Source organism: Kushneria pakistanensis, assembly GCF_014652795.1.
Lineage (GTDB): Bacteria > Pseudomonadota > Gammaproteobacteria > Pseudomonadales > Halomonadaceae > Kushneria > Kushneria pakistanensis.
The window spans coordinates 1,184,404-1,206,173 of record NZ_BMZM01000001.1; the positions used below are offsets into that span (position 1 = coordinate 1,184,404).

At 55.5% G+C, this 21,770-nt stretch carries 14 protein-coding genes; 5 read left to right on the forward strand and 9 right to left on the reverse strand.

The features are described 5' to 3' along the window. Positions 1–73: 73 nt before the first annotated feature. Both IE123_RS05410 and IE123_RS05415 read left to right on the forward strand, forming a co-directional pair. A complete protein-coding gene (locus IE123_RS05410; RefSeq protein WP_189515757.1) occupies positions 74–1,291 on the forward strand; it encodes a glycosyltransferase family 4 protein in 1,218 nt (405 codons plus the stop codon). After that, positions 1,288–2,529 carry a PIG-L family deacetylase gene (locus IE123_RS05415; protein ID WP_189515759.1) on the forward strand — a complete coding sequence of 414 codons (1,242 nt, stop codon included), beginning with the start codon at positions 1,288–1,290 and terminating at the stop codon, positions 2,527–2,529. Before IE123_RS05410 ends, IE123_RS05415 begins: the two co-directional genes overlap by 4 nt. Positions 2,530–2,545: 16 nt before the next feature. On the opposite strand, the gene gltS is transcribed toward IE123_RS05415, so the two are convergent. Further along, positions 2,546–3,733: a sodium/glutamate symporter gene (gene gltS / locus IE123_RS05420; protein WP_189515761.1), complete on the reverse strand. Its 1,188-nt coding sequence runs from the start codon at positions 3,731–3,733 to the stop codon at positions 2,546–2,548. A gap of 272 nt (positions 3,734–4,005) precedes the next feature. Between gltS and IE123_RS05425 the strand changes: the two genes are divergently transcribed. After that, positions 4,006–5,421, forward strand: a complete 1,416-nt coding sequence (locus IE123_RS05425) for an SLC13 family permease (protein ID WP_229819607.1) — start codon at positions 4,006–4,008, stop codon at positions 5,419–5,421. A gap of 158 nt (positions 5,422–5,579) precedes the next feature. Here IE123_RS05425 and IE123_RS16275 read toward each other — a convergent pair whose 3' ends face one another. Next, a complete protein-coding gene (locus IE123_RS16275; protein WP_308430188.1) occupies positions 5,580–7,325 on the reverse strand; it encodes a methyl-accepting chemotaxis protein in 1,746 nt (581 codons plus the stop codon). Between the two features lie 156 nt (positions 7,326–7,481). Continuing rightward, positions 7,482–9,191, reverse strand: a complete 1,710-nt coding sequence (locus IE123_RS05435; RefSeq protein WP_229819608.1) for a methyl-accepting chemotaxis protein — start codon at positions 9,189–9,191, stop codon at positions 7,482–7,484. Positions 9,192–9,454: 263 nt separating this feature from the next. On the opposite strand from IE123_RS05435, the gene guaD reads away from it, so the two are divergent. Next, positions 9,455–10,771 carry a guanine deaminase gene (gene guaD, locus IE123_RS05440; protein ID WP_189515765.1) on the forward strand — a complete coding sequence of 439 codons (1,317 nt, stop codon included), beginning with the start codon at positions 9,455–9,457 and terminating at the stop codon, positions 10,769–10,771. 80 nt (positions 10,772–10,851) lie between these two features. Further along, positions 10,852–12,231 carry a uracil-xanthine permease family protein gene (locus IE123_RS05445; protein ID WP_189515767.1) on the forward strand — a complete coding sequence of 460 codons (1,380 nt, stop codon included), beginning with the start codon at positions 10,852–10,854 and terminating at the stop codon, positions 12,229–12,231. Between the two features lie 16 nt (positions 12,232–12,247). Here the strand turns inward: IE123_RS05445 and IE123_RS05450 are convergent, their stop codons facing one another. The 6 genes from IE123_RS05450 to IE123_RS05475 form a co-directional block, all read right to left on the reverse strand. Then, a complete protein-coding gene (locus IE123_RS05450) occupies positions 12,248–12,613 on the reverse strand; it encodes a hydroxyisourate hydrolase (protein ID WP_189515768.1) in 366 nt (121 codons plus the stop codon). A 231-nt stretch (positions 12,614–12,844) separates the two neighbouring features. Next, positions 12,845–16,072 (reverse strand): efflux RND transporter permease subunit, encoded by a 3,228-nt coding sequence (locus IE123_RS05455; RefSeq protein WP_189515770.1) that lies wholly within the window; start codon positions 16,070–16,072, stop codon positions 12,845–12,847. 15 nt (positions 16,073–16,087) lie between these two features. Then, positions 16,088–17,371, reverse strand: coding sequence for an efflux RND transporter periplasmic adaptor subunit (locus IE123_RS05460; RefSeq protein WP_189515772.1), 1,284 nt, complete (start codon positions 17,369–17,371; stop codon positions 16,088–16,090). 237 nt (positions 17,372–17,608) lie between these two features. Then, positions 17,609–18,439, reverse strand: a complete 831-nt coding sequence (locus IE123_RS05465) for an AraC family transcriptional regulator (protein WP_189515774.1) — start codon at positions 18,437–18,439, stop codon at positions 17,609–17,611. 831 nt (positions 18,440–19,270) lie between these two features. Beyond that, positions 19,271–19,987, reverse strand: a complete 717-nt coding sequence (locus tag IE123_RS05470; protein WP_189515775.1) for an RNA polymerase sigma factor FliA — start codon at positions 19,985–19,987, stop codon at positions 19,271–19,273. A gap of 152 nt (positions 19,988–20,139) precedes the next feature. Further along, a complete protein-coding gene (locus tag IE123_RS05475) occupies positions 20,140–21,369 on the reverse strand; it encodes a cation:proton antiporter (protein ID WP_189515778.1) in 1,230 nt (409 codons plus the stop codon). Between the last annotated feature and the right edge of the window lie 401 nt (positions 21,370–21,770).

Sequence of the window (21,770 nt, forward strand, 5' to 3'; positions counted from 1 at the left end):
AGCCTTTCAGACACCCTGGCATTAGACAACGGGCTTTTAAAAAACACTTATGCACGTCGCACACTATATCGGCTTGAAAAATCTGGGTGGCGCAGAACTTCTGTTTGCAGGTTTGAGTAATGCGTGGGCGCATCGTGGCCTGACACAAAGCGCTTTACTTCGAAGCGCACCTATCCATCAGGAAGTCAGAAAAAGGCTTCCTTCCTCCCTGTCTGCGATTGATTACAAACACTGGAAGAGCTTCAAACTTCCTGCCAGCCCTGCATTCATAAGACAAATGCATGTTCAGCGTGCCATGCAGCATCTTCCCCGACCGGATGTTTTCCTGAGCTGGTCAAACTTGCGTCCAAATCCAGCCTTGCAAGGCTCTTCAAGGCATCGCGTCCCCTACATTCATTACGAGCATGGCGTGAGCTGGATCCACAGAGCAGATGAGGAAGGGATACGCTTTTTAAACGCTGCGAATGGCTTCATTTGTGTGTCACATGCTGCCAGGCGCATGCTGGAGCTCAAGTGGGGAATCAACAATAAAGCGATTACCGTGGTACCAAATCCACTTCGCAATACCGGAATGAGCGCATTAGAACGTCGCTCGCCGCTCGAAGGCCGCCCCCTCAAACTGGCTTTTGCCGGGAGACTCACGGCTATCAAGGGCGTTACCGTTGCTCTTCACACGCTGGCCTTGCTTCATCGGCAAGGGGTAAATGCTGAGCTTCATATTGCAGGCAATGGATCAAGACGCGCTGCACTGGAAAAACTGGCTGAAGATCTTGGTGTTTCAAAGACCTGCCATTTTCATGGCTTCGTAAACGATACGCAGGATTTTTTCAGCAAAATGGATATTGCGCTGTGTCCTTCCATTCGTGAGTCGTTCGGCATGGCCAGCCTGGAAGCCAGCGCCGCAGGATGCCCGGTTATCGGCAGTCGTGTGGATGGGTTACCTGAAACCATCAGGGAGGGTATCAGTGGTATTACCCTACCCTATGAGCATGACCCAAGGCGTTATTACGGCAGCAATATCATGACTCAGCTGCCAGAACTGGTTTACGATCCCGACACCGATCAATTGAGAGCGCCTGCAGTAATCGACCCTCAAAGACTGGCTGATACGATCGGCATGCTCGCGACAGACCAGCAGCGTCTGGATAACATGCGGCAGCATGCCATTGTCCATGCCAACCGCTTTAACGATCTTCAGCAATATGGAGATCAATTACTTGGACAGGTACGTCAGATCATGGCCATGCATGAAGGTCAGACCCATCACGATAGCGCTCCTCTGACATCATGAATGCTATCAGCACCAGCATCCCCCTAAGTAAAAGCACGCCCATTGACGCCATCCTGGCATCATTGGCAATCGCCCATTCTGATCGGCTAACAGTTCAACTGACATGTCGCATCAAGCATCGCCGCTGGCGACTCTCGCTACCTCAGATCAACGTGCATATTGGCGAAAAAGTTATCCCCTTTTCGATGCATCGCCAACATGAGCAGGTAGCACTGACTTTTTTACTGACTAAAAAAGAGCTCACCAGCTCCCTGAGTCTGTCATTCAGAGGCTGCAAACCTTTGGATACGAACGGCGATATTACGGTCACTTCTCGGCCAATGCTTGATGACGGCCCCATCATGATTGTCGCACCGCACCCGGATGATGCCGAAATTGCCGCAGGGGGTCTTTATACTGCACACGACTCACAGACGCGCATCGTGACGCTCTCGGCAGGTGAGCTGCTGCGCAAACTGGACCGGCAATACATTGCGGCTCTGGATAATGACCTGACAACCGCCCGACGGCGCAAGGGTGAGGTCAGAAGCTGGAACAGTGCCGTGACGCCACTTCTTTCCGGTGTTGCTGTCGAACACTGTTCGATGCTGGGCGTGCCCGATGGGCATGGTTGGGAAATCATGCATGATGATGCAGTCGTTGATCCTGTACTACCTGTTACCCGGGCCAGACGATTCAACGTTCTTTCTCTGCCAGGCGATAGTGTCGAAACACTACGTCGTGATGACATCATTGAGGATGTCAAGCATCTGATCGAGTACTGGCAACCTGCCACGATACTGGTAACAGACCCTGAATATGATCCTCACGCCGATCACCGCGCGGCGGCACTGGCGCTTGCCAGGGCACTGGAGCAGTGTCGTTACAGACCAGCACGCATTTTACTCTATGCCAATCACTACCGTGATGCTCATCCTCCAGGGCCCGCCTTTCAACCGGCATGGACGCCCTCACCGGCGCTAAGAAAGCCCTGCTTTCAGCGCCCAGCGCCCTATCTTTTTCCTCTTGATGAAAAAATGCAGCGTCACAAGGCACTTCTATTGGATGCCATGAGTGACCTATCGCGACGGGATCGCCCTCGACAGATCAAAAAAAAACATCGCAAGGAGGGCTTTATCCCCTTATTTGCCCCGGACAGGGACCGCTATTTTCAGTGGGCTGTACGCAGCAGCGAATATTTTCAGATGGTTGAGGTAGAAGACTTTATTGAAGGTGCTAAAAAATTGCTGCCGGGCTGACCACCCGGCAGCGACCTCATGTGAAAAATAAAAAGCCCTTGATAATCAGTGCATTGGCAATATCGATCAAGAATCCACCAACAACCGGCACAATAATGAAAGCTAATCGGGAAGGCCCGAAACGCTCGGTGACTGCCTGCATGTTAGCAATGGCTGTCGGTGTGGCTCCCATGGCAAAACCGCAGTTGCCTGCCACCAACACCGCGGCATCATAGCCACCACCCATGACCCTGAAGGTCACCTGCGTGGTATAGAAAAAGACCAGCGCTACCTGCACCATCAAAATGACCAGCATCGGTAGTGCGAGGTTGGCCAGATCCCACAGCTTGAGGTTCATCAACGCCAGGGCGAGAAACACGGAAAGGGCCACGTTGCCGACCGTATTGTTGGCATCATCATTGACATGATAAAGGCGGCTGATACGCAGGAAGTTGCCGATAATGACACAGGAGAAAAGAACCCATACGAATGTCGGCAGACTGAAGGGGGTATCCTCGAGTAACCCATGAAGTGCAGTGCCCGTGACAAGCCCCGCAAAGAGACAGCACAACACGCGAATCATGCTGCCGACATCGGTTCTCTCATCCTTGCCTGTCAGGTCAGCGACATCTTCCTGCTCATCGCTCTCCATAACGAGCCCTTTCCTTTTGGCCCTCCTGATCAGGAATGACGCTGTTGGCCCACCGATCAGGGAGCCAAACACCAGACCAAAGGTTGCTGCCGCCATTGCCAGTGCCATGGCGCTTTCCACACCATAATTATTGGTGAACACCTCAGCCCATGCTGCGCCGGTACCATGCCCGCCGGACATGGTGATCGAGCCGCCCAGCAGCCCCATCACCGGCGACAGTCCAAACAGGGTGGCAATGCCGACCCCAACGATGTTTTGCAACACCAGCAGCCCCACCACGAGCGCGAAGAAAATCAGCAGCCTGGAGCCCCCCGCTCGAATCAGGCCAAAGTTGGCCGACAAGCCAACCGAGGCGAAAAACAGCAGCATGAAAGGTTCCTGAAGCCCACCGAAAAAGGTGATTTCGATACCGAAGGCTCGCAGCGCTGTGACAACAAGCGTTGCGACAAGTCCTCCCACTACCGGCACCGGTATATTGAACTCTCGTAAAAAACGCACGCGCTTGACACACTGCTGGCCAATGACCAACACCACAATGGCGATAAATAGCGTCGTTATGGGACCGGGCGTCATAATGATTCCTGTAAGTTATTGATGTAATACACTGCAACGCCAGAAAAGGCAGGGCCGAGTATAAGTCATCAGGCCCACCTGAACCCAACCCGGCTGACTTGCTTAAATCCTTTGCAATCAACATTACCGTGAAAGCAAGCGCTTCATTACCCGTTCAGACCACGTCAGCTGCATAACAGGAGAATGAATTCTAATTAAGCATTACGCTTGTCTAACCCCCTATCAACACCGAGGTTGCAATGCGCGAGGATGACCAGGAAAAACCGCCATCCATGAGTGCCCGGATCGGGCTATGGACAGGCCCACTATGGGTGTTGGCAACGCTATTGATGCCTCCTCCGGGTGACATGGCACAGGAAGCCTGGCGCTGTGCCGGGCTGGCACTACTGATGGGCACCTGGTGGGCCACGCAAGCCTTGCCACTGGCCATAACGGCCCTGCTACCCATATTCATGGCACCAGCACTAGGCATTGCCGCCCTTGATGATGCGGTGCCGGCCTATGCCGATCCTGTCATTTTTCTTTTTCTGGGCGGCTTTCTTCTCGGGCTTTCGATGCAGCGCTGGGACCTCCACAAGCGCATTGCCCTCAAGATTATGCTGGTCATGGGCCAAAACCCCCGCCGCCAGATCGCCGGATTCATGATCGCGACCGGGTTTCTGAGCATGTGGGTCTCCAATACTGCTACAGCCGTCATGATGCTTCCCATTGCCACATCCGTCATGAGCCTTCATGGCGATGCGGACAGCGAAGGAACACGCCGTTATGGCACCGCCCTGTTACTTGCCATCGCCTACTCGGCAAGCATCGGCGGCGTCGCCACATTGATCGGTACACCGCCCAATGCGCTTTTGGCAGGCTATCTCTCATCACAGACGGACATGGAAATTGGCTTCGCTCAGTGGATGAGCGTCGGTTTACCGGTGGCCATCGTCATGATGTTGATTACCTGGTGGTGGCTGACACGCGGCGATATCTCGACAGGCGAAGAAGATCCCGAACAGGGTCAGAACCTGCTCAAGGAGGAAATGGAAAAACTTGGCGCCCTTGGCAGTGCCGAAAAGCGGGTGGGTATCATCTTCATGCTGGCGGCCATCGGCTGGATTACGCGGCCTCAGCTCAACACTCTGGGGCTTGAATGGCTGGACGACACCACCATTGCCATCATGATCGGCACCCTGCTTTTTCTGATACCTTCAGGGACAACCAAAGGCAAGCTGATGACCTGGGAAGCGGCCAGCAAGATGCCCTGGGATGTCCTGATACTCTTCGGTGGCGGGCTTGCCATGGCCGGCATCGTTCAGGAGACAGGTCTGGCAGAATGGATTGCCGAACAGCTGACGCTCCTGAGCGTGCTGCCTACGCTTTTGCTGATCGGTTGTATTGTCCTGATCATCAAGTTCCTGACAGAAATCACCTCCAACACGGCAACCGCGGCCACCTTCCTGCCCCTTCTGGCAGCCACCGCCGTGTCACTGGACATGCCGCCATTGCTGATTCTGGTGCCTGCCACCATCTCGGCGGCCTGCGCCTTCATGATGCCGATCGCCACGCCACCCAATGCCATCGTCTTTGCCTCCGGACAGCTGCGTATTACCGACATGATAAAGAAAGGGCTCTTTCTAAACCTGGTCAGCACTCTGGTCATTTCGGGGCTGTGCTATGCCATCGTGGCCTTTCTCTGGTAAAAGCGTTTCATTGATTCAGGCTGACTGAGCATTCTCGATGCCTGTCACTTTCTGACTGCCATGGACACACAAAAATGGGCGCATAAAAAAGGATCGCCGCTTGCGCGGCGATCCTTTTGAGTCACTCACTTCATACTGTGTATCAGCGATGTTTTCCCTTAGAACGTTTCCCACTCATCGGCATCGCTGGTCACAGCTGGCGCCTTGACACTCTTGCTTTTTGCCGGCGTCTTGAGCTCGACGCTTGGCTTATGTACCGGCGAGCGTGTCGAAGCAGCGGATGTTGACGGTGTGTGATTCACCGATTTTTCCGTCATACGGCTGGCAACAGGTGCTGGCGCATGTCCTCGTGCGCCACCTTTGGAGACCTTGAAGAACGCCACCTGCTCACGCAGTACTCGCGCGCTGTGTTCCATCGAGCGACTGGCAGCGGCCGCCTCTTCCACCAGCGCAGCGTTCTGCTGGGTCACGCTGTCCATCTGCGAAATCGCCTGGTTGACCTGATCAATGCCAGTAGACTGCTCGCGGCTGGCTGCGGCAATTTCGGCAACGATATCGGTCATTTTATTGATGCTTTCAACGATACCACCCAGCGTCTGACCCGAACGGTTGACCAGCTCGGCGCCGTTGGCGACCTTGCTGACGCTATCGTCTACCAGCGTCTTGATCTCACGCGCCGCCTCGGCACTGCGGCTTGAGAGCGTACGCACTTCACTGGCGACCACCGCAAAGCCACGACCCTGCTCACCGGCGCGCGCTGCCTCTACCGCGGCATTAAGCGCCAGCAGGTTGGTCTGGAAGGCGATCGAGTCGATCAATCCCACGATCTCGGCAATCTTCTGACTCGAGGTACTGATCTCGTTCATGGCCAGCGTGGTCTGCTCGACTACCTTGCTGCCATCACGCGCCTGTTGACGCACGTTGAGGGCCAGCTGATTGGCCTGCGCGGCGTTGTCGGCGTTCTGTTTGACGGTCGAGGTCATCTCTTCCATGGAAGCGGCGGTCTCTTCAAGGCTTGCCGCCTGCTCCTGCGTACGACGTGACAGGTCATCATTGCCCGAGGCAATCTGACTGGAGGCAGAGCCCACCGATTCAGCGTTAACGCGAACATCGTTGACCACGTGAGACAGCTGTTTCTGCATGGCACTCAGGCTGTGCAGCAACGTGGCGAATTCATCATGTCCCTTTGCCTCGATATGGTTATCCAGCTCACCCTGAGCGATGGATTCAGATACTTCGCTGGCACGTTTGAGCGGAGCCATGATGCCGCGAATCAGGAACCAGGCAATGGCAGCCATGAGGGCAAGCGCTACCATAATTACAGTAACAATCACGCCGATGGACTTCGACGCGCCTGCCACACCGTCGCTATAGGAACGCTCGGACTGCTCGGCATTTACCTTCAAAAGCGTGCCCAGGGCCTGAGAGAGATCATTGAAATTATCACGCCCCTGCTGCATGGCAGGCGACAGTTCAAATCGTCCCTGACTCATGTCACGGGCAACCTGTTCATAAAGTGCCCAGTAAGCCGTCAGCAGCGGCCCCACCTGATCAGCGAGGGCTCTTTCCTGAGCTGACGTTACCTGTGTAGTGCTATACACCTGCCAGAGTCTGTCAACGTCGTTTTTGTATTGCTGCTGATAGGTACTCAACAGCGCAGCGGCGCCCTGAGGCTCACCATCCAGGCGCGCCTTGAAGGTGGCCATGCGAGACAGATTAATGCTGGATCGGATGCTGGCAACGTTTTGCATCGGTAGCACGTTGGTCTTGTAAACTTCCTCAAGATTGCTGTTGCTGCGTTTCATGCCAAACACGCCGGCAGTGCCAATCACCACCATGAAAATGCCCATGACGACCATGGTGGCCACAAGCTTGTACTTCACACTGCGATTCAGGCCGAACATGCTGACCACTCCCGAGATAATGTAATGGAGCGGCCTGAAGGGCCGCGTGTGGCTTATAACGGCCGGGTAGATAGCTTCTGAAGTACTCTGGCCCCTACTACAAAAATAAAGCCGCCCCTCCGGGCGGCTCTTGTCAGCAACCAACGTCATGAACGTTTAAAACGTCACCCATTCGTCAGTATTCTCTGTTTCACTTTTTTGTACGGGTATCGCTTTTTTCTCGGCTATTGCCGGTCTTTTCAATGCACTCTGGGCCACATCGGCATGCTCGCTTTTAGAGCGTGTGGTCGATGCTGCCACAAGGGTACGTGCCGAACCTTCCTGACCGACCTTGAAAAACGCCACCTGCTCACGCAGTACTCGCGCGCTGTGCTCCATCGAACGACTGGCAGCTGCCGCTTCTTCCACCAGCGCGGCATTCTGCTGGGTGACACTGTCCATCTGCGAAATCGCCTGGTTGACTTGATCGATCCCCGTTGACTGCTCGCGGCTGGCCGCGGCAATTTCGGCAACGATATCGGTCATTTTATTGATGCTTTCGACAATGCCCCCAAGCGTCTGACCCGAACGGTTGACCAGCTCGGCGCCGTTGGCGACCTTGCTGACGCTATCGTCTACCAGCGTCTTGATCTCACGCGCCGCCTCGGCACTGCGGCTTGAAAGCGTACGCACTTCACTGGCGACCACCGCAAAGCCACGACCCTGCTCACCAGCCCGGGCGGCTTCCACCGCAGCGTTAAGCGCCAGCAGGTTGGTCTGGAAGGCAATCGAGTCGATCAGCCCCACGATCTCGGCAATCTTCTGACTTGAGGTACTGATCTCGTTCATGGCCTGAGTCGTCTGCTCGACCACCTGACTGCCGTCGCGTGCCTGCTGGCGAACATTGAGCGCCAGCTGATTGGCCTGCGCGGCGTTGTCGGCATTCTGCTTGACGGTCGAGGTCATCTCTTCCATGGACGCAGCGGTTTCTTCAAGACTGGCTGCCTGTTCCTGGGTACGACGCGACAGATCATCGTTGCCCGATGCAATCTGGCTGGAGGCAGAGCCTACTGATTCAGCATTAACGCGAACATCGTTGACCACATGAGACAGCTGTTTCTGCATCGCGCCAAGGCTGTGCAGCAAAGAGGCAAATTCGTCGTGACCCTTTGCTTCAATATGGTTGTTCAGCTCCCCCTGAGCGATGGACTCGGAAACGTCACTGGCGCGCTTGAGCGGGATCATGATATTGCGGATCAAAAGCCAGGCGATAACGCCCATGACCAGAAATGCGATGCCGAGGACCACCAGAATGGCAACAAGCGAGACATGTGAACTCTGATTGCTGGCCGTATAAGCACCTTCTGCCTCTGTTACGTTAAAGCTGAGCGTACTGCCGATACCAGTGGCAGCCGTCTGAAAGGTATCGCGAAACTGGCTCATTTCCCCGGGGGAAGGAAAACTGCCATTGGCCATATTATTCAGAAAGCGCTCATAGTTTTGCCAATACGCCGCCAGCGCAGGCGTGATACTCGCTGCCAGCGCCTGCTCTTCAGGCGTATCCACAAACTGATCAGAGTAGGTTTTCCAGAGCTGATTGAGCCGGTCCCGATGGTCATTTTCGTAGCGAGAAAGCAGCTCACGCGCAGTGTCAACGTTTTCATCGATCTGTACACGCATGAAATCGACACGTGAGGCATAAAGACCTGCTCTTAAATTCGCCAGCATCTGCATGGGGACAACATTACCGCTGTAGACATACTCGAGATTACGATCGGCTGACCTGATGCCGAAAATGCCGGCCATACCAATGATCAGCATGATCAGTGCGGTTATGACGACATTGCCGACGAGTTTATATCTGACGCTACGATTCAGACCCAGCATGATAGGATTCCCCTGACGAACATATTTAATGTGGTAGTTGAGTTCCTATCGGCGCATTAGAAAAAAATGTTGATAACATAAGCTACATAAATATTAATAAAAACGCGTTTTCCAATAGCCCTGATCATCATCGATCAGAGCCATGTATGCGATAAAACGAGCAGATACCAGATCGCACTTGTATATGACGTTTTGGCTCTGCACTGCTTGAGCTGACGCACTGTCAACGCGGATAGACAATATCAAAGGGGAGTCAATACACGATGAGTACACTACACGCGCTTCGGGGCATGATCCTTCATTTCCATGAGGACCCGGGCACCGACGATGAGCCCCGGGAAGGCAGTGTGGAGTACCATCAGGATGGTCTGATCCTGATTCAGGATGGGCACATTCTACGCAGCGGCCCGGCGCAAGCACTGCTGGAGACGCTCCCGGCAGGCACACCCATCGATCACTGGCCGGATCAGTTGATCATGCCGGGATTTATCGACCCGCATCTTCATTACAGTCAGCTTGATATCACGGCCTCCTACGGCCGCCAGCTGCTGGACTGGCTCAATACCTATACCTTTCCGGAAGAGTGCCGCTTCAGCGACCGCGCCTACGCCGATGAAATCGCCAACGCCTTTCTGGAACAGCTGCTTGCCAACGGCGTCACCACGGCACTGGCCTTTTGCACCACGCACCCGGCCTCCGTTGACGCGTTGTTCAGCGCTGCCCTTGCGCGCAACATGCGCATGCTGGGCGGCAAGGTGATGATGGATCGCCATGCCCCCGAGGCGCTTTGTGACACGCCCGAAACCGGCATTCGTGACAGTCGTCGTCTGATCGAGCAATGGCACGAGCGCGGCCGCCTCGAATACGCCATTACGCCACGCTTTGCGCCGACCTCAACGCCGGAGCAGCTCACTGCCACGGGGCAGCTGTTAAGCGATTACCCGGGCATGGTACTGCAGACGCATCTTTCTGAAAGTCGACAGGAAGTGGACTGGGTGGCCTCGCTGTTCCCTGAGGCGCGCGACTATCTGGATGTCTATTCGCGCTATCAGCTGGTGCGTCCGCGGGCCATTTTTGCCCACGGCATTCATATTGATGATGATGTCCGCCAGCGGCTGGCCGATGACGGTGGTGCCATTGCCTTCTGCCCCAGCTCCAATCTGTTTCTGGGCAGCGGTCTTTTTGACTGGCGCAGTGCACGGGAGCAGGAGGTTAGAGTGGGCATTGCCAGCGATATCGGCGCCGGCACCAGTTTCAGCCCCTTCCAGACACTGCAGGATGCCTACAAGGTCGGCCAGCTATCGGGGCAGCCGCTGACGCCCTGGCAGGCCTTTTATGCCCATACGCTGGGCAATGCCCGGGTGCTTGATATCGACCGCCACGTCGGCGGCCTGGCGTCTGGTATGGAAGCCGACATCACGGTCATCAACCCGCGTGCCACTCCCATGCTGGCGCGCAAGGATCGAAATGACCCCACGCTCATGGAACAGCTTTTCAATCTGATGATCCTGGGTGATGAGCGCTGCATCAGCGCGACCTACGTCATGGGCAAAAAACTGTATGATGCCGCCAGCCATTGATCCTTCGGCGACCGGATGAGTCGCCGCCCTTCTCTTGCCGGCGCATGACGCGCCATGAGTGACCCCGCGGAACCTATTGCATGCATGACAACGAGCTGATCTTTCGACACGGCGACCGTCCGCCGTTTCATACTGCCTCTTTGGTAGCCTTTCAACATGTGCTGGCCTGCTTCGTGGCCATTATCGCGCCCACCATTATCGTGACCGGGGCGCTAGGGCTACAAAATGAGGCCCCCTACCTGATCAGTCTGGCGCTGCTGATGTCCGGCATCAGTACGCTGATCCAGACCCAGCGTGTCGGCCCGCTGGGTTCCGGGCTCCTTTGCGTTCAGGGGACCAGCTTCTCCTTTGTCGCCGCGCTGATTTCGGCGGGCCTGATTGCTCGAGAGCGCGGCGCCAGTGACCATGAGGTGCTCGCGGTGCTGTTTGGCATCTGCATTGCCGGCAGCCTGATCGAGATGGCACTGGGCAGTGTGCTGCATCACCTCAAGCGCGTGATTACACCGACGGTGACAGGTGTGGTCGTGACACTGATCGGGCTCAGCCTGATCAGCGTCGGCGTCACGGACATCGCCGGCGGCCATGGCGCCGAAAACCCCGGCGACCCCATGAACCTGTTGCTGGCCGTGATCGTGATTGGTGTAGTGCTGACCTGTCAGCTCAGCCGTCACCCGATGCTGCGCGTAGGATCCGTCTTTGTAGGACTCCTGGCAGGCTGTATTGCAGCGGCGTTGATGGGTCGTCTGGATCTCGGTGGCGTGGCGGATGCCCCGCTTTTTCAACTCCCCCAGCCGCTGCGCTATGGCCTGGGTTTTGATGTGGCCGCCTTTATCCCCGTGGCTTTCATCTTTGCCATCACGGCCATCGAGACTGTCGGTGACCTGACCGGCTCATCAAGGGCCTCTCACCTGCCGACAAGCGGGCCGGAGTATCAAAAGCGCATTCGCGGCGGCGTGCTGGGCGACAGCTTTAACTCTCTGCTCGCTGGTATCCTTAATACCTTCCCCAATACCACGTTCAGTCAGAATACGGGCATTATCCACCTGACCGGAGTCGCCAGTCGTCATATCGGCCTTTTCGTCGGCGGTATCCTGATCATTCTGGGGCTGATCCCGGCCATGGGCGCCGTGCTGCAATCCATCCCGCAGCCGGTTCTGGGGGCAGCCACGACCCTGATGTTTGGCCTGATTGCGGTGTCGGGCATTCGAATGCTGGCCGAGCAGCGCATGACCCGCAAACGGATCATGATCATTGCGCTTTCTCTCGGAGGCGGGCTGGGTGTGGAGCTGGTACCGGAAGTACTTTCGGGGCTGCCCAATCTTGTCCAGAGCGTTCTATCTTCCTCCATCACTACGGGCGGACTGCTGGCCATCATCATGCATCTGGTTCTGCCCGAGCGTCAGGCCACGGAAGAAGACGAGATCAAAACGCCCGCCTCGCAGACAGCCGATACGCAATAGCATTGCAACCGGCCATTTAGTCCCTGATGGATGAATTGCCATCGTGACAGCGTCCGCTGTCACGATGAACGCTATATCCCCAGGGGCTTATCAGCAGCACAATGACCTCACAGGCACCTCGTGCCAGTGTCAGTTCAACCGGCACCTGATCAAGCAGCGGGCAATCCACGCCCCGGCTCAGGAAATAGTCGCGTACATGATAGACAAGGCGGTAATGCCCGCCGCTACCCTCCTGCAGCAACGCCTCCTCAAGCTCTCCATGGGCATTGGTATGCAGGGTCATGATGGGCTCTTCATCGCCATGCGCCTCAAGAGATACCACCATGCCTTCCACTGGAATGCCGTCGTATTGATCCAGCACTCGGGTTGTTAGTGTTGCCATGCCTGCCTCCTGAAAAAAGCTGCCTTGAGCAGCGTCCTGGAGCATGGATGGCAAAACCATCATGCTCATCCCGCCCACCAGCCCTGAACCATTTCAGCAGGCTGATGGTACTGCGAGACTGTAGCCGCATGGGCCATCACTTTGGTCCAGGACAGACAGGATATTGGCTCAGAATAAACATAAAAAAAGGCCACACCCTGAGGTGCGGCCTTTGCTCAACAACAGTGCCAATCAGGCACGGCTGTCGTCATCAGAAGCATGCGTTGAACGACCGGTAGACGCGTTGGCCGTATTGCCCTGCGCTTCTTCCTTTTTCTGACCAATGCCCAGTTTGCGACTGGCCCACTCGGAACCCTGCATGATGTAGACATAGGTGGCCGGCACAAACAGGCTGGCAAGGATCGTGATGGTGATCATGCCGCCAACCACGGGCGTGCCGATATGATGGCGGCTGGCCTCACTGGCGCCACTGGCCAGGGCCAGCGGCAAGGTGCCGCCAATAAAGGCAAGTGATGTCATCACGATCGGGCGGAAACGCTGCAACGCGGCGTGTTTGGCAGCCTCCACGATCGACAGGCCTTCCTGCGAGCGCTGCTGCTGGGCAAATTCCACGATCAGGATCGCGTTTTTCGCCGCAAGCCCCACCACTACCAATAGTCCAACCTGCAGATAGACACTGGTATCAAACTCACGCAACCAGACCGCCAGCACCGAACCAAGGAAGGCAAAGGGAACGGCTGCGATAACTGCCAGCGGCAATGTCCAGCTTTCATACTGGGCGGCAAGGATCAAAAACACCATCACGATACCGAAGATGATGGCAATGGTGGCGGCATTACCTGCGTTTTGCTGCTGGTACGCCTCGCCGGTCCACCCCATCGAATACTCGGTGCCCAGTTCATCATTAATGATGCGCTCGATGGCCTCGATGGCCTGGCCATTACTATAGCCGGGCGCGGCGCTGATCTGGAACTGCGCCGCCGGATAGACGTTGTAGCGATCAAGCGTGGTAGGCGCCTGCTGTCGGGTCATGGTGACCAGTGTAGAAAGCGGAATACGCTGACCGTCACCACCGCGCACATACACCCGATTCAGGTCATCCGGCGACTGTCGAAACTCGTCTTCGGACTGCAGATAGACCTGGAAGTTACGGCTTTGGCGCGTGAAGAAGTTCACGAACGAGCTGCCAAAGGTGCTCGAGAGCGTGGTATTGAGATCACCAATATTCACGCCAAGGCTCTGCACCTTATCCCGATCCACTTCAATATGATAAGTGGGCACCGAGGTATCCAGCGTACTGAAGGCCTGAGCAATGGCCGGATCCTGATTGGCCGCCTGCATGAGCTTCAGCGATGCCTGATAGAGCTGCTGTGAATCCGCACCGCTCAGGGATTGCAGATAACCGGTCAATCCCCCCGTAGGCGACAGGCCGATAATGGGCGGCAGATTGAAGGCCATGGCCTGCCCATCAGGGATGGCAGCCCCCTTTTGCATAATGGTGCCAATCAGCTCATCGGCGGTGATATCGCGATCCGACCAGGGCTTCATCGAAATGAACATGGTGCCTCTGGCGGTATTGGCCGCACCCGACAGAATGTCAAAGCCCGGGATGGAGGTCACATAGTCAACGCCTGGTATCTTCTCAAGCTCGCTTGAGAGCTTTTGCATGTACTCATCAGTACGTCCAACGGACGAACCGGTCGGCAGTGATACCGAGGACAGTACGACGCCCTGGTCCGTGGCCGGTATCAGGCCCTCCGGCAGCTGTGAGTAAAGCCACCAGGAGAGCACACAACAGCCGGCAAACATGGCCATGGTGATAAAGAAGTGGCGAATCAGAAAGCCGACACAGGCCATGAAGACACTGGTGAACTTGTCAAAGCCACGGTTGAACCAGACGAAGGGCTTTTTGACAATCTTCAGCCAGCGCGGCTCTTCATTTTCATTGTGTCGCTTGATGAAAATGGCGCTCATGGCCGGTGTGAATGACAACGCCACCAGCGCCGAGATGCCGACCGAGATCGCAATGGTGATGGCGAACTGGCGATACATCTGGCCGGTCATACCCGAGATAAAGGCGACGGGAATGAAGACGGCCGCCATGATAAAGGACGTTGCCAGTACCGGGCCGGTCACCTCCTTCATGGCCTTGAAGGCGGCATTCATTGGGGTGGTATCAGGCTCTTCCTCGAGTATTCGCTCAATGTTTTCGATGACCACGATCGCATCATCCACCACGATACCGATGGCCAGTATCATGCCGAAAAGCGACAGCAGGTTGATGGAGAAATCGAGCAGATACATACCGCCAAAGGTACCCACCACCGAGATGGGGACTACGGACATCGCCACCAGTGTCGAGCGCCAGTTCTGCAGGAACACAAACACGATGACGGCGACCAGCAGCAGCGCCTCGATGAAGGTGTGCGACACTGCCTCGATGGAGGCATCAATGAAGAGCGTCGTGTCATAGGGAATGACGTAATCAAGCCCGGACGGAAAACGCTTTTTCATGTCGGCAAGCGTGGTCTTGACCTCTTCAGCCACCTCGAGTGCGTTGGCGCCCGGCTGCTGATAGATCGCAATCGGCGCAATGGGCGAGCCGTTCACGCGCCCGATGACCCCATAGCTTGAAGAACCAAGCTCGACACGTGCCACATCGGACAGCTTGAGGGAAGAACCGTCTTCGTTGGTACGCAACAGGATATTGCGGAACTGCTCGGCCGACTCAAGACGTCCCTGAGTGGTAACGGTATAAGTAAAGGCACCGGGCTTGCGTTGCGGCTCGCCGTTGAGCTTGCCTGCCGAGACCACCGTATTTTGTGCCTGAATGGCAGAAGAGACTTCTGACGGCGTCAGATCATACTGCGCCAGCTTGTCCGGGTTGAGCCAGATACGCATGGCGAAATCCTGGTTACCCAGTACTTCAGCACTGCCCACGCCCGGCAGACGGCGGATCTCATCAAGAATATTGATGTTGGCGTAGTTGTTCAGATAAAGGCGGTCATGCTCATTATTGGGCGAATACAGCGCCGTAAACAGCAATACGCTGCTTGACTGCTGCTCAACGGTGACACCCTGGCTCTGTACCTCGCTTGGCAGCTGAGACAGCGCACGCTGCACGCGGTTGTTGACGTCAATGGTCGCCTGATCAGGATCAGTGCCGATATTGAAATAGACACTCATGCTCAGCTGACCACTATCAGCGCTCGTCGACGTGATATAGATCATGTTCTGAACACCGTTGATCTCTTCGGTCAACGTCGAAGCCACGGTGTCTGACAATACCTGAGCACTGGCGCCGGGATAGCTGGCGCTGACCGACACGGTCGGCGGCACTACCTGAGGATACTGCTCGACCGACAACCCTCTTACCGACATGAACCCGATCAGCGTGATGATGATCGAAACGACGGTGGCGAAGATCGGCCGATTGATGAAAAAGCTCGATATATTCATCGACTCGAATCGCCCTTAGTTATCACTGCTGCGTTCATCAGCACTGGTTTGCTCGGTCTCGCCGCTGACACTGGTGCCCTGTCCGGGAGACTTGCTCGCTCCGCTGCCATCCATGCCGGAAGGATTTTTGGGCTCGTCATCGATATTGCCATCAAAGGGCTGGGCATCGATGCGGTCACCGGCAGACACGCCGCCGATATTGCTGACAATCACCCGATCACCCTCACTCAGTCCCTCGGTCACGATAATCCAGCCGCGAGCCTGTTCGCCCATGGTGATGAAACGGCTTTCGGCCTCACCATCATCGTTGAGCAGCAGTACCTGTGGCCCCTTGAGACCTTCCGTGACCGCCACTTCAGGCACTGCCAGCACATGAAAACGCATCAGGTTTTTCAACTGCACACGAACAAACTGGCCGGGCAGGAAAAGGCTCTGTGGATTTTCAAAAACCGCACGGGCCTGAACGGTACTGGTGGACTCATCAACGCGTGCCCCCAGAAAGTCCAGATCACCCATCAGCGAAGTATCGGTCGTGGCGCTGTCATCGCCATAGGGGAAGTCGAGTTCGACACTGACATTGGGCGCGCCCTCCATCTGACGCTGGCGACGCAGCGCAAAGGCATCAGATTGTGGCAGTGAGAAACGCACTTCGAGCGGATTGATCGGCGTGACGGTCGTCAATCGGGTCTGATTCTGACGCGTCACATAGTTGCCGACATTGACTTCATTGAGACTGACCTGACCTGACACGGGCGCCTTGACGTCGGTGTAGTCAAGATCGATCTGAGCGCTGTCCAGTGCAGCCTGTGCCTGCGCGACAGCAGCTCTTGAGGTATCACGCTGGCTGAGGGCCTGATCACGCTGCTGCTGGCTGATCGAGCCATTCTGGTAAAGGCGCTGGTAACGTTCATAGTCGCGCTGTGACTCGTTGGCACGGGCACGGGCGCTCTGCAGATCAGCCCTGGACTGTGCAACGGCGGCCTGGTAGGTATCCTTTTCGATCGTGAACAGGATATCGCCCTTCTTTACGATCTCACCGGCGCGATAGTGCTGCTCTTCCAGCGTGCCATCCACACGCGCGATGATATCGACCGAGCGATCACTGCGCACCATGGCCGGATAGGTCTTGTCCATCTCCAGATCAAACGGTTTGAGTGTCTGTACCTGCGCCTGCTTGGGCGGAGGTGCCTGTTGCTCTTCACTCTGCTCATCGTCATTACCGCCACAGGCAACAAGCAACAGCGAGAAGACTCCAATCAGACTCCATCCCTGGATCCGTCTGGCAAACTTCTGATTCATCTGGATGATATCCGTCGTTATTAGGTGATCGGCTGGCGCCCTTTTAGAGCGTGCGTTGAAGGTCAAACCAAGAATGCAGCCAGTTTAGATGCATTCCTGTATGTATGTAAATTAACGGCGCCCAATAGCCATAATAGTCCGGGTCAGACATGACCGAATTTACCCGGCATCGAATAACGGATAGTAACAAAAACGCCCCGCGATGCGGGGCGTTCAGGGATGTCCTGTCGTTACCGATCAATCGAGCGGTACGCGCAGTTCCAGACTCTTCATGCCGGCATCGCGCATGCCTTCATGATAGATGACGCGAGAGTGATCCACACGGATCTGCTCGTTGTGCTCCTGCGCCCAGCGGATCGCCATGTGCTTGAAGCACTGCTCGCGATCCTTCTCGCTGCCCAGCGTGGCACTCATCGAGCGGCCTGCCGGTACCGTTACCCAGCGCAGCGGCAGCGGCGGATTCCATGTCGCCCGGCGTGTCATGCGATAACCAACGTCCTTGCGCATGCGATGCGTCGGGGTAATGTTCGGATCGTCATAATAAAAGCAGACAGACTCGACGATGGATTCCTTGGCATGCTGCGGGCACATGGACAGCAGCATCTGACGCAGGCTTTCTTCACTGTTCTTGTCATCGCCAAAGGAGCGCATGACCAGGAAGTACTCTTCCTCATGATCGATCACGTTAACAGGTGTCGCGTCATCGCGTACCAGCCCGTTGGTGGCAATCTCCATGCGCATGCTTTCACGATAGCCGCGTGGCGAGCTGCCAAAGTGACGACGAAATACACGACTGAAGGCGGCGTGGTCCTGATAACCGCACTCAAGCGCGACTTCCATGATGGATTTACGAGTGTAGATCAGCAGCATGGCGGCGCGGTCCAAGCGGATCGCGGCGTGATAGTCGGTCGGTGTAACCCCGAAGGACTGTTTGAACTTGCGACGCAGATGCGAGCATGACAGGCCGACCTGCTGGGCGACCAGCGTCATGGGCATCAAAATGTTGGTATGTTCATGAAGAATGACTTCCGTTGCGGCGACGTCAAATTCTCTGCTGTCCATCATCATATCCATTCCCTCGGCAATAGCGCTTGGTGTACGGCATGGCGCATCTGTGCGCCAGATTCTTCAGGACTGAAGGCAGCGGCGTCTGATGCAACAACACAGGCATAACGCGGCGTCAGGACCTTCAGTCGGTAACCGTTTTCAGAAGCAGCACGCGTATCGAAACATGACGGTCGCAAGGGAAAACACACCACCTGCTGTCTGCATAACGACAATATTTCAGTGCTGACTCGCTGAAAGTTGTACGCAGAATAAGGGAAGGGCTGATCAAGTAAAGTATGAAACTGTCAAAGATTATTAAAATCGCGCTTTGATACATAAACCGGCCGGTTAAACGCTAAACCCAAAAGAAGGAGATAATATGGTCAAAAATATTTTTTATAATTAAAATTATAATGCTTGTTTTAAAGAATAAGATTAGATATCTAATACTCATGCGCAGATGAGCCTCGTTCATGCAGCCTTTCTCAGCACGTTGCCGCGCCAGTCCTCAAGCCTTGGCAGCCATATGAATGACAATAGTGTGAAAGAAAAATAACATGACAATGACATACCCATTCTTTGTTCATACGTACTTCTGAAAGCTGCAACCCATTGCTGGCAATGAAATGTTTCAGAAGGTAATGGTTGATATGCGCCTGAGGTACTCCTGTTTGAGAGAAGATATACGCGGCGTAACGCACCATTAAATTATATTAACGAATACCCAACGTTATCCCTCTTCCACTATTCATGCACGTTTCGATTTATTGCCGAAAAGTTTATCCGGAAACAAAAAAAGCGCCTCGAAAGGCGCCTGAAAAAATAGGGGGACTTGACAGTTCAAAAAAAGAGTTAGTCCTCTATCGATACCAGTGCGGCACGAAGCCTTGCCACGGCCTGACCATGAAGCTGACACACGCGTGACTCGCTCACACCCATAACCGCTCCAATCTCCTTGAGATTAAGTTCTTCCTGATAATAAAGCGCCATCATCAGTTTTTCCCGCTCTGGCAGCGCCTCGATGGCGGCCATCAGTTCATGGCGCTCGGCCCCGGCAATCCAGACATCATGCGGATCAAGCGAGGTTTCGATCTCCTCGGACAGACGTGAGGCTTCTGCTTCATCGGAGCTTGAATCCTCATAGGTCATCAAAAAGCCGTTGTTGGTATCGCTGAGCACCTGCTGATACTCGCGCAGCTCAATACCCAGCTCGGAAGCGACTTCACGCTCGGTCGGTGCACGCCCGTCGCGCTGCTCAAGTTTCCAGATTGCCCGGTCGATATCACGAGCACTGCGCCTGACGCTGCGCGGCAGCCAGTCACGCGAGCGCAGCTCGTCAATCATGGCACCACGGACACGCTGGGACGCATAGGTCGAAAACGTCGCCCCCTGATCGGCATCAAAGCGCTTGAAGGCATCCAAAAGCCCCAGCATGCCCGCCTGTATCAGGTCATCCAGCTCCACACTGGCCGGTAGACGAACCTGCATCGAAAGTGCCTGACGTCGAACCAGTGGCATATAGTCGTCCAGCAGTTGCCTCTGATCGATCCTGCCCTGAGCCGTATACATGCCCATATCCTGAAATCCGTTTGATGAGGGGGCACACGATGCGCCCAGCCTGTCTTGTGAACACATTATTGACAGACCGACACAAAAACGAATGGGAAAAGAGCTACAAAAAGTACGGCTTTCTTTGAGGATTGGTAACAGTGACCGCACCGCTACTGCTTCTGCCGGCGCCTTTTATCCAGTATCGCCATCAGCGGCCCGGCGCTGACGCCATGAAACACGACCGATATCAGCACGATCAGACTAACCACGGTCCAGACCGTCTCAATCTCGCCAAATTCCGCGTGCGTCAGGGCATAGGCCAGATAGTAGAAGGAGCCGATGCCGCGAATACCGAACACACTGACCACGCCACGCTCATGCCAAGGCATGGCGGTACCCATCAAACCGATCATGCCCGTCAGCGGGCGAATCAGAAATACCGTCACCACTGCTGCTATTACGATCAGACCATTCACCCCCTCAAGCGCCGTCCCCGCAATCGCCGCCCCCAGAAAGACCAGCATGGCCATCATCAGCAGTTTTTCGATCTCCTCGCTGAAATCGGCAAGCTGTACATGGTAATCATGCTTGTCTTCTTCACCGCGCAGCGTCAGTGCGCAGACAAAAACGGCGATAAAGCCATAACCATGCAGTGTCTCGGCAGCGGCGTAGGTCAAAAAGGTGCCCCCCAGCGCCGCAAAGCCCTGCCCGGTGCCGGCCAATGACAGCTTTCCCATGCGAAACGTGACAATCCCTAACAGGCGCCCTATCGCCCATCCGGCCGCCACGCCAAGTGCAATACGCCACACCACATCCACGCCCAGCCAGTGCCAGTTCCACGTATCAAACAGCGCGGTATGAGTGGCCACCGCAATGGCGAGATAGGTAAAGGGAAAGGCCAGCCCGTCGTTAAGGCCAGCCTCGGAGGTCAGCGCAAAGCGCACCTCATCTTCCGGCCCCGAGCGTGGCGGGCCGACCTGTACATCAGACGCCAGTACCGGATCCGTCGGCGCAATCACCGCCCCCAGCAGCAGTGCGGTTTCAAGCGGCAACCTCAGTAAAAAGATTCCCACCAGCACCACCATCAAAATCGTCAGCGGCATGGTAATACCCAGCAAACGCCAGGTATTGGCCCATCGCCTGAGCCCTATTTTTCGATCCAGACGCAGCCCCGCGCCAGCGAGCGAAATAATCACCGCAATCTCGGTGACCCTTTCAAGGATATCCGGGTGCAACAAGGGGCTTGGCGCCGAATCCCCCATCAGCCGTGCGATGCCATAACCCACCGCGATACAGACAATCGGTAGTGACAGCGGCAATCGCTTGATCACCAGCGGCAGCCACGCCACCAGCAGAATCAAAAGCCCGATGCCGCCCAGCACCATAATATGCATATCCATTGCGTACCTGCTCTCCAGAAACCGTAGCGTCCTTTATAAGGCCTGAAGACACTTCCAGGGCTTGTTTGAGGTTAAGTAATGCGCTCGACACACAAAACGCTACACAAATTCTCGCCTTAAATATTCATTCAATATCAGTCATATAGCGAAGAGATAGGCAGAACAGGAGCTGTTTTCTGCCAAAAAATGCATTTACCGCTAAAGCAATTTCCCTGGCGCGTCGTTAATGGGCTTGCAAGCACGGTGAACCGCACCAGCGGCGTGCAGGGATGAGTGGCCCACAGCGGTAACCACTTCACCGGGAAGCGAAAAATCTTCCTGAAGCAGCTAAAGAAACGAACACGCAGTACCGATAATTGCATCAGGCGGCAGATGCCGCGAAACACGGCTCACAGAGTCGC

What these genes read in the sequence shown, in the direction of transcription:
- IE123_RS05435 (WP_229819608.1), bottom strand. Translation starts at nt 9,191, where the DNA reads ATGCTGGGTCTGAATCGTAGCGTCAGATATAAACTCGTCGGCAATGTC.
- gltS (WP_189515761.1), bottom strand. Translation starts at nt 3,733, where the DNA reads ATGACGCCCGGTCCCATAACGACGCTATTTATCGCCATTGTGGTGTTG.
- IE123_RS05465 (WP_189515774.1), bottom strand. Translation starts at nt 18,439, where the DNA reads ATGATGATGGACAGCAGAGAATTTGACGTCGCCGCAACGGAAGTCATT.
- IE123_RS16275 (WP_308430188.1), bottom strand. Translation starts at nt 7,325, where the DNA reads ATGTTCGGCCTGAATCGCAGTGTGAAGTACAAGCTTGTGGCCACCATG.
- IE123_RS05455 (WP_189515770.1), bottom strand. Translation starts at nt 16,072, where the DNA reads ATGAATATATCGAGCTTTTTCATCAATCGGCCGATCTTCGCCACCGTC.
- IE123_RS05470 (WP_189515775.1), bottom strand. Translation starts at nt 19,987, where the DNA reads ATGTATACGGCTCAGGGCAGGATCGATCAGAGGCAACTGCTGGACGAC.
- IE123_RS05475 (WP_189515778.1), bottom strand. Translation starts at nt 21,369, where the DNA reads ATGGATATGCATATTATGGTGCTGGGCGGCATCGGGCTTTTGATTCTG.
- guaD (WP_189515765.1), top strand. Translation starts at nt 9,455, where the DNA reads ATGAGTACACTACACGCGCTTCGGGGCATGATCCTTCATTTCCATGAG.
- IE123_RS05445 (WP_189515767.1), top strand. Translation starts at nt 10,852, where the DNA reads ATGCATGACAACGAGCTGATCTTTCGACACGGCGACCGTCCGCCGTTT.
- IE123_RS05425 (WP_229819607.1), top strand. Translation starts at nt 4,006, where the DNA reads ATGAGTGCCCGGATCGGGCTATGGACAGGCCCACTATGGGTGTTGGCA.
- IE123_RS05450 (WP_189515768.1), bottom strand. Translation starts at nt 12,613, where the DNA reads ATGGCAACACTAACAACCCGAGTGCTGGATCAATACGACGGCATTCCA.
- IE123_RS05415 (WP_189515759.1), top strand. Translation starts at nt 1,288, where the DNA reads ATGAATGCTATCAGCACCAGCATCCCCCTAAGTAAAAGCACGCCCATT.
- IE123_RS05460 (WP_189515772.1), bottom strand. Translation starts at nt 17,371, where the DNA reads ATGAATCAGAAGTTTGCCAGACGGATCCAGGGATGGAGTCTGATTGGA.